Source organism: Komagataeibacter kakiaceti JCM 25156, assembly GCF_000613305.1.
Genome location: NZ_BAIO01000073.1, coordinates 1 through 8,629 on the forward strand (window position 1 = coordinate 1; position 8,629 = coordinate 8,629).

General features: G+C 59.6%; 9 protein-coding genes, 1 tRNA gene and 1 pseudogene. 5 read left to right on the forward strand and 6 right to left on the reverse strand.

Going from position 1 to position 8,629, the window contains the following annotated elements:
- Positions 1 to 51: 51 nt before the first annotated feature.
- Entirely contained in the window at positions 52 to 291 is a 240-nt protein-coding gene (locus JCM25156_RS06485; protein ID WP_025812530.1) for a hypothetical protein, read from the reverse strand.
- A gap of 120 nt (positions 292 to 411) precedes the next feature.
- Complete coding sequence (locus JCM25156_RS06490) at positions 412 to 600, reverse strand: CsbD family protein (protein ID WP_025812531.1); 189 nt, start codon at positions 598 to 600, stop codon at positions 412 to 414.
- Between the two features lie 366 nt (positions 601 to 966).
- Here JCM25156_RS06490 and JCM25156_RS06495 point away from each other — a divergent pair, with 366 nt between their 5' ends.
- The 3 genes from JCM25156_RS06495 (at position 967) to JCM25156_RS28740 (ending at position 3,693) form a co-directional block, all read left to right on the forward strand.
- Complete coding sequence (locus JCM25156_RS06495) at positions 967 to 1,923, forward strand: alpha/beta hydrolase (protein WP_025812532.1); 957 nt, start codon at positions 967 to 969, stop codon at positions 1,921 to 1,923.
- Positions 1,924 to 2,521: 598 nt separating this feature from the next.
- The gene (locus tag JCM25156_RS22115) at positions 2,522 to 3,001 is read left to right on the forward strand and encodes a hypothetical protein (protein ID WP_242402515.1); all 480 of its coding nucleotides are present in this window, start codon (positions 2,522 to 2,524) and stop codon (positions 2,999 to 3,001) included.
- 320 nt (positions 3,002 to 3,321) lie between these two features.
- Positions 3,322 to 3,693 (forward strand): hypothetical protein, encoded by a 372-nt coding sequence (locus JCM25156_RS28740; protein WP_206777858.1) that lies wholly within the window; start codon positions 3,322 to 3,324, stop codon positions 3,691 to 3,693.
- A 575-nt stretch (positions 3,694 to 4,268) separates the two neighbouring features.
- Here the strand turns inward: JCM25156_RS28740 and JCM25156_RS06505 are convergent.
- A tRNA-Met gene (locus tag JCM25156_RS06505) sits at positions 4,269 to 4,343 on the reverse strand.
- Between the two features lie 178 nt (positions 4,344 to 4,521).
- Between JCM25156_RS06505 and JCM25156_RS06510 the strand changes: the two genes are divergently transcribed.
- Positions 4,522 to 5,751, forward strand: coding sequence for a mechanosensitive ion channel family protein (locus JCM25156_RS06510; protein ID WP_025812533.1), 1,230 nt, complete (start codon positions 4,522 to 4,524; stop codon positions 5,749 to 5,751).
- Between the two features lie 18 nt (positions 5,752 to 5,769).
- Here JCM25156_RS06510 and JCM25156_RS22120 read toward each other — a convergent pair.
- Positions 5,770 to 6,606, reverse strand: a pseudogene (locus JCM25156_RS22120) (undecaprenyl-diphosphate phosphatase).
- A gap of 123 nt (positions 6,607 to 6,729) precedes the next feature.
- Between JCM25156_RS22120 and JCM25156_RS06520 the strand changes: the two are divergent.
- On the forward strand, positions 6,730 to 7,188 hold the full coding sequence (locus JCM25156_RS06520; protein ID WP_025812534.1) for an MlaD family protein: 459 nt from the start codon (positions 6,730 to 6,732) through the stop codon (positions 7,186 to 7,188).
- 23 nt (positions 7,189 to 7,211) lie between these two features.
- Here JCM25156_RS06520 and JCM25156_RS06525 read toward each other — a convergent pair whose 3' ends face one another.
- Together JCM25156_RS06525 and JCM25156_RS06530 are read right to left on the reverse strand one after the other, a co-directional pair.
- Positions 7,212 to 8,306, reverse strand: a complete 1,095-nt coding sequence (locus tag JCM25156_RS06525; protein ID WP_025812535.1) for an ATP-grasp domain-containing protein — start codon at positions 8,304 to 8,306, stop codon at positions 7,212 to 7,214.
- Positions 8,303 to 8,629 (reverse strand): DedA family protein (locus tag JCM25156_RS06530; protein ID WP_025812536.1); only part of this gene is annotated, 327 nt, incomplete at its 5' end. The genes JCM25156_RS06525 and JCM25156_RS06530, both read right to left, overlap by 4 nt.

Below are 8,629 nucleotides of genomic sequence, written 5' to 3' on the forward strand. Positions count from 1 at the left end.
CAGGCGCGGCAGGCGGCGCCACGGCGCTGGCCGCCACGCCATAGGGCTGTATCAGCCCCGCTGGCCGATCCGCTTCAGGTAGGGCAGGATTTCAGGGCCGGATTCAATGGCATGGCCCAGAATGGTCTCGACCAGCGTGGCGAGGTGCTGGGCGTCGAGACCCGCCAGCGTCACGCTCAGGTCATGTTTTTCCTGATCGGAGAGTTCGGGCGCCTGAATGATGCGCCGCTCCACGGCGGACTTCATGGCTTCGGTGGTGAAGGGCAGGTCGATAATCTGATCTTTGTTCATGGCCGTATTCCCGCTTGGTCAAGTGATCGGGCCATCGTACGGGCTACGGGTATCGGGGCAACCACCCTGCGCGCGATGCGGTTATGCGTCGACCCTTCACGGGTGGTTCGCGGGGTGGGATCAGTCCTGTTCCGCCTGTTCCATCGCGGCCATGCGATGCAGGCGCGCGGTTTGGGAAAACCCGCGCATTTCCTGCGCGATGCCCTGACGTTCCAGCCGCCGCAGGCCGGTGGCCTGACCGATTTCCTGTTTAAGCTGACCCATGACCATGTTGGTGCGACCGCGAAGCAGTACCTTGAAACGATCCATGTCACACTCCCTGAAAGGGCGGGAAGGAACACCTCTCCCTACGCATGTCAGACAGCAGCATAACGCATGGTGGAACGCAACAGTTAATACGCTCCCGGATCGTTACGGGCGCAGGCTGTGGCCTGGCCGGTTTTCCGTGCGGTGAATATCGTGTTCATGCGCCTATATCCATTTATTATAAATGTTATAAACTCAGGTGATTTTCAAATATAATAGATAAGAAAATGGAATGATCTTATAGTTTATATTCATTTATGGTGGGTTATACTTGATTTTCATCATGGTTGTATGGGCCTGCGTGCAGGACGCTCCAGTGGATCGAAACGGCCCACGGGTCCGTTCTGATATAAGAGGACCATATTCATCATGCCCAAAAACGTCGTAAATCCTGAATTTCTGCCAATTCTGGAAAAGATGCCTTCATTTGACGGACTGTCGGACCGCTCCCTGCCCGAAGTGCGTGAAATCTTCCTGACCGCCGTGCGCCTGATCGAGGGGCGGCCTCTGCCCGACGTTGAAACGCAGGAAGAATATGTACCCGGCCCGGCAGGCGCGCCGGATGTGCGTGTCATGATCTACCGCCCGCGTGAACGCCGCCCCAATGCCCCGGCCATGGTCTATATCCATGGTGGCGGCCTTGTTTCCGGCCATCCGGAGGTTGATGACCCCAAATGTCAGGTTCTGGCCCACAGGATGGGCTTTGTCATCGTCTCGGTCGATTACCGCCTTGCGCCGGAGGTCAGGTATCCCGGTGCGATCGAGGATTGTTACGCCGTCCTGAAATGGGTGCATGAAAATGCGCAGGCGCTCGGCATCGACCGGGAGAAGGTTGTGGTCGCGGGGGAAAGCGCGGGTGGCGGGCTGAGTGCTGCCCTATCGCTGCTGGCGCGCGACCGCAAGGAATACCGGCTGGCGTACCAGTTGCTGATCTACCCTATGCTGGATGACCGGACCGCGACGAATGTCGATCCCGCCCCGGATTTCGGGGAATATGTCTGGACCCGTTCGGCCAACAAATTCGCATGGCAGGCCTATCTCGGCGCCTCGGCGGGTGGTGCCGATACGTCGCCCTATGCCGCCGCCGCGCGGGCGAAGGATCTGTCGGGTCTGCCGCCCACCTTTATCGGCGTGGGGTCGATGGATCTGTTCCTGTGCGAGGATCTGGACTATGCCCGCCGCCTGATGGCGTCCGGCGTCCCGACCGAGGTTTCCGTCGTGCCGGGGGCCTATCATGTGTTCGACATGTTCGTGCCCGACGCTGAACTGTCGCTGCGGTTCATGGATAACTACTGCGCGGGCCTGAAGCGGACGCTGGGCCTGTAAGGTTCTGTTTGAAAACAGCGGATTGATATAAAACGATAAGAGTTTCCGGGCGTCGCCTTTTTTCAAAAAGGCGGCGTTCCCTAAAGTTTTCTGGAAAGAGCTTCACCAAAAACTTCCTTATGATTACAGGACGTTTCATGGACCGGCTCTGTTTCAGACAGTCCCTAACGGCGGGGCCGTGGCCAGAAACGGTTTTCAGCCCGGTTCCGGGATGCGGAATGGTAACCCCCCGGCAGTCAGGGCCGGGGGGCTGCTTTTTTCGGGGCCGGATGTGCTGTGCACGGAAGTATTCGTTACCAGCTGCGCCCCATTTTATTTCCATGCCGTCAAACCGCCTGACATCCGGCAATGACACCCCGAGCCACGGTGTTCCGATCCGTTCCGGACGGGAAAAGATAATTGCATATCGTTTTTCATGAACGGAACGAAATCAGCCATGCGGCGTTTGCTCGCTACTGGTCGTATACTGGCTTCCTGAAATACTTATTATCCGTAACTTGCCATGATCCCATACAGAACTGATTTCGACTGATATCCAACATTTTGATGCAATCAGGTGACCACGATGCTGTCGAATGTGCCAAATGACGTATCCAGCATGGTGCGTCCTGTTTTTCCGGTTCTTTCCGATACCGTGCTGGGGGGTATCATCAGTGATATGAACCGGCGGGGATATGGTGTCGCCACCGGATGTATTGATCCCGAAGATCTGGCGCTTCTACGTGGTTTTATCGAGCGTAAGGTCGCTGATGCCGGGGGAGAATACGTTGTTTTTTCCGGTCGTGACGATACACGGGGCACATTCATGGAAACCCTGGCGAACGCACCGGCATTTCAGGCGACATGCCGGAAGCTGTATGAAGCCGGGACGGGGCGCGTGGCCCCGGAATCCACATTTTATCAGGTTTTACGCTGCCTGAGCGGCAGGAGCGGGGCACGACATGCTTTCCTGTTCCACTATGATTCCTTCGTGCTGACGGCCCTGATGCCGGTCATCATGCCCACGGAGGGGCAGAAGGGTGACCTGATCATGTTGCCAGGAATGCGAAGGATACGGAAAACGTATATAGCAATCTGATCGACAAGGTTTTTCTTGATAACAGAATAACACAGGCCATCATTAAAAAACTTATATTTTCCGGAAAGATGAACTATACAAAAGTATCCATGGTGCCGGGGAATATATATTTCTTCTGGGGCTACCGTATCATTCATGCCAATGAACCATGCGATTACGATAAAATCCGGGCCACCGCCCTGTTCCATTATGGCAACCCCCATGCCGGAAGCTGGTTACGCCGGATCATGCGCCGGACGGCTTCAGCCTGATATTTAAAGCCAGCGCCATCCGCGTCCACGCGCGCCAGAAAACGCAATTGTCGTATTGGATGACGCATCTTGCCGCAGATGTCCGGACATGTTCCGTTTCCTGTGTCGCTACACAGGGAAATCCGCATGTCAGAAAGTAATAAGGGCGTAGATCCGTGGAAGGTTCTATCTCCCCGGTCAAGATGGGAACTGGTTGACGTTCTGTATGAAAGTCAGTGGTGGTCAATGGCCCGGGGTTACTGGACCGATGAAAAAGGGAAGCGTCCCGTTCTGGCCCAACGATGGAATGGGAGTGGAAAAGATAAGGGACATCCAATTTCTCACGACTATCCCACCTGGTTTGTTCTGCCCACGGCAACTTATAAACTTTATTTTGGTAGTGAATTCATACCGGAAGAAAAGAGACTGGAAGTCGTGACGTTTCTTCTGTCAAAACCGTGATTTCAGTCCATTAACAGCACATAATCACTTTACATAAGGTATGCGCGCTCCATGCGTCTCGCAGGGCGTGGCGGATGGTGCTGGTGTGCTTCAAGGCATCCGCGCCATGTACTGCCGTCCTGCTCCATAAAGCAGCATGCCATGGTGTTGACCTTCCACGCCGCGCGGCCCGGTCGGGAGGGGTGCGCATATTATCCCGAAATTGAAGGTCGTTCTTTAAAGAGAAATGATCTTGCGCATGGCACGCACCATTTTGACAACGGTGGAGGGCAGCGGGAACTCGCTCCCTTTCAATCCGCTGTAAGTATAACAATCCACGCTGCCGGTCCGAGGGATATGGACTACGCGCCATGACGGCAGGTGTGTGCAAGGGGAGATCATGCCGATGATGGGCCATACAGCAGCGGCATCGGTCAGTGGCCATATGCGCCCTGCCGGAAATGCTATAGCAGAACGCGCCGCGTATCCCTGATGCAGGACAGCAGGCGAGGGGCATGACTGACAATCGCCCATATCGCCGGGCAAAAGTGAGGCACAAAATCTTGAAAATGTAAGGAAAATCAATCCTAACGAGATGGTAGCGGTGGACGGATTTGAACCGCCGACCAAGGGATTATGATTCCCCTGCTCTACCGCTGAGCTACACCGCCATCGCGTTAGGATGTGTGCGGAATACCCGTGCCCGGACGGGAAGTCAACCCGTGTTTTCAGGACGGGACGGAAAAGGTCCGGCAAAGGCGGCGGATTTGTCATTTCCGCCCGATAGGGGGTACTACTGGTGCCTCACCACACAATCCGCAAACAACCGGAAAAGGCTGCGCATCCTTTGTGAGAACTGAATTCCTTACCTTTTTGACTACCCTTCGGCATATGTTCGGCTGGCTGCCCGGCCTGCTGTCCTCGGTCCTTATGCTCTGCGTGGCGGGACTGCTGGCGGAAATGTGCAGCCGGTTCATGACCAAACTCATCCTTCGTATTCCCGGCAGCCGGCGCGGCGCTTTCGTGCGGTCGTTCACCCTGGCCATGCAGCGCCCGGCGCGCATCATGCTCGTGCTCCTGTTCGTGGGCACGGCCCTTCCGGCCTCGGGCCTGCCAGCCGACATCATGCAGGACACGGCCCATGCGCTGGTGGTGCTGTTCATCCTGATGCTGGGTTATGCGGCGCTGGTCGCCACGCGCATCCTGTCCGACGCCTATCTCAACCGGATCAATGGCAAGGATGACAAGGACGATATCCTGCTGCGCACGCACATGACGCAGGTGCGCGTGCTGCGCCGGACGACGGATCTGCTGATCGGGCTGGTGACGGTAGGGGCCTCGCTCATGACATTCGAGCCCGTGCGGCAGTACGGACTCAGCCTGTTTGCCTCCGCCGGCGCGGCGTCACTGGTTGTCGGTCTGGCGGCGCGTCCGCTGCTGACCAACCTGTTCGCGGGTGTGCAGATCGCGATGACACAGCCGATCCGCATGGAGGATCTGATCATCATCAATGGCGACTGGGCCTGGGTGGAGGAAATCACCTCCACCTACGTCGTGCTGCGGGTGTGGGACTGGCGGCGGCATATCGTGCCCATTTCCTATTTTCTGGAAAATCCGTTCCAGAACTGGACGCATAATTCCGCCGCCCTGATCGGGGTGGTCTTCATCCATGTGGATTTCAACGCCCCCATGGACCGGATCCGCGAACGGCTGCGTGAGATCGTGCATTCCGCGCCGTTATGGGATGGCAAGGAATTCGCCGTGCAGGTGGCGGACTGCAATGCCCATGTCATGACCATCCGCGTCATCGCAAGCGCGCGTTCGGCCATGCAGAGCTGGGATCTGCGCTGCGAGATACGTGAACAGATCATCGCCTTTCTGCGCGATGAATGCCCCGAGGCCCTGCCGCGCGACCGGCTCACCCATGTCGGCTCCATGTCCGGGCTGGATGTGATGGGGAATCCGGGCATGCTGTCGCCGCCTGTCATGCGCCCGCCGCCCGGGGCCTATATGGGGCCGCGGACAGGTGCGGGCGGGGGCGGCATGGGCACCACCGATGGCGGGCAGGGTCACGGCTGACCGGCTGCCCGCGGGGCGTCAGGACAGATACAGGAACGCAAGGCTGCCAGCGCCGATGCAGTACCAGCCAAATGGCCGGAGCGCCCAGTCCTCATGATCGTGGAAGTAGCGCATGAGCAGCCCGGTGCACACCAGCGCCACGACGGCGGCCACGACAGCGGCGATGGCCGCCACATGCATCTGCCCCGGAAGCGGCGGGGCATGGCGCAGCTTGAGCGCTTCCAGCACCGTGGCCGCCAGAATGACCGGCTGCGCCATGAGAAAGGCGAAGCGCGCCGAATTTTCATGCGAAAGGCCGCGCAGCAGCCCCCCGGCAATGCACGCGCCCGAACGTGACAGGCCGGGAAAGAAGGCCAGGCACTGGAATAGCCCGATCACCAGCGCTCCCCAAAGCCCAGCGAGGCGAGGGGGCGGTCGCTTTCAGGCAGCAGGCTTTCGCGCATCCGGTCCACGATCAGCAGCATGACCCCGTTCAGCGCCAGGAAGACCGCCGCGTAGCGGGCCGTGCCGAACAGGCTGCGGATGGCGTGTTCGAACAGTCCGCCAATCAGCACCGCCGGAATGGTCGCCACGATCAGCAGCGCGAGGATACGGATGCTGTCCATCTGGCAGATGGCGCCGTAGCGCCCCGTGGCGCCGGTGAACAGCGCCACCCAGTCGCGCCAGAAAAAATGAGCAGGGCCACACATGTGCCAGATGCAGCATGACCAGCAGGGGCAGGAACATTTCCCCATGCAGGTCCACGGACCAGTGCAGGATGGCGGGCACGATGGCCGCGTGGCCAAGGCTGCTTATGGGGAACTGTTCGGTGGCGCCCTGAATGATGGCGATAAGGATAGCCTGAAGGAGTGTCATTGTCCGCCTGTCCATGACGCAGTAGGATGAAAGGATATGGCACGGCATAGCGCCGGATCCACCCTGTTCCGCATTGTGGCGGATTTCGGGTTGGCGGGGAGCCGTATCGGGCAGGGAGCCAGTATGGCAAGGGAAAGAAGCGGCGCGATCATATCCAGCGGGCTTGTCCTTCTGGTTGCGGGTGGGTTCTGTATTTACGCCCGCGCATCGCAAACCGGCGGTGGCCACGACCGCTACCCCGTGGTGGCGCGTTTCGTCTCGGCCAATGGGCTGAATGTCGGGGCGGATGTCGCCATGGATGGCGTGCCTGTGGGCCGGGTTACCTCCATTACGCTCGACCCCGTGACCTATATGGCCAATGTGGGCTTTACGCTCGACCGTACATTGTCGTTGCCTGAAGATACAAGTATTTCAATCGGTAGCCCGACACTTACGGCCGATACCGCCCTGCTGGTGCAGCCGGGCCGGGCTACCGCCATGCTCGGCCCCGGCGCGGTTGTCACCAACACGCGCGAGCCGCTCAGCCTTGAGCAGCAGATCAGCAACTATATCTTTGGCAATGGCGGCCTGCCCACGAACTGAACGGTCGCGGGGCGCCGCCCGGCTCAGTCATTCAGCGGGTAGCTGGCCATGAGCCTGCGCTGGCGCAGCCAGCTTCGCAGCATGGCCATGGCCCCGCTGCTTTTCCAGCCCTCACGCCGCTTTTTCGCCCCGATGCGGAAGGTCTCGCGGTAGTGCATGAACTGCGTGGCGTAGGCCGCGCGCAGGGTGGTGCGCGCATCCCATATGTGGGTGGCTTCGGAACCGACGCCGTTGATCTCGATAATCTGGAAATCCTCGCCTTCGCGCAGGGCGGCGAGGCTGCGGGCCTTGGCGTCGATCCGCCCGAAGTGAAAATCGGGAATGTCGCGCATGATCGTGTTGACGCGCGCTTCAAGTGCCGGGGTGATGTCGATGGCGCGGTCATGGAAGATCGAGCCCTTGCAGTGATTGCCCGCAAAGACCAGCGGCAGCGACTGGCCCGCCGCCAGCACCTCGCGCAGGCGCGTCTTCAGGCGGGGCAGGTAGATGTGCGGGACAAGCCGGGTGCGGCTGTCGGCATGGAGCAGTTCCTCCACCGTGGAGCGGCCATCACCCGTAAGGCAGGGTACTTCCTTGTAGGTGAGGGAGGTGATGCGCCCCCTCTCTTCATCGGGGTGGCGGATGTAGAACAGCCCCACTTCATGCCCGTAGGGGATCAGGTGCTGGAGCATCACCGCCACATCGCGGCCGAAGGCGGCCAGCCCCGCGCCCAGGCTTTCCGCATCGCGCATGATGCGTACGCCCGTGCCGTTGCAGCCGATATCGGGCTTGAGCACGATGGGAAAGGACAGTCCCGCCGCTTTCATCGCGGCCATGGCGCGCGGCAGGTCGTCGGTGCCGGTGGTGATGACGGCATAGGGCGCGATCCATTCGCGCGCCACATCGCCCGCCATGTCCAGAATCGAGCTTTTGCTCTCGCCACACAGCCCGCCGGTCTCGATGCGCGGGTTGGCGGCGGTGGGCAGGCTGAAATCACGGTACCGCAGCCCCAGGATGATCCAGTACAGCACGATGGGCGTGTAGAAGATCCAGCCCGGCCAGAACTCGAAAGCCGAGACCGTGGGGGTGTCGGTGCGTGTGTCTGGCCTGCGGTCAACGGCGGTGGTCATGTCGGTCATCGGGTCTCATTATCATGCAAACGGGCGATCATGCGGCTGATCAGGAAAATGGTCAGGACAAAACCGGCCATGCCCGCCCATTTCCATGTTCCCAGATGGTCGATCAGGAACTGCCCCACCTGTAGGGATGCCAGAAACAGCAGGGATGTCCAGATCAGCGTGGCCAGGACCGCGGCGATGCAGAACAGCCCGAACCGGGCATGAAAGAAACCACATGCCGTATAAAGCGGCAAGCGCGCGCCCGGCACGAACCGGCTGATGAACACGATGCGGAATACGTTGCGGTCGAACCATTTTCCTTCCCGCGCGCCGCCGGGCAGGGT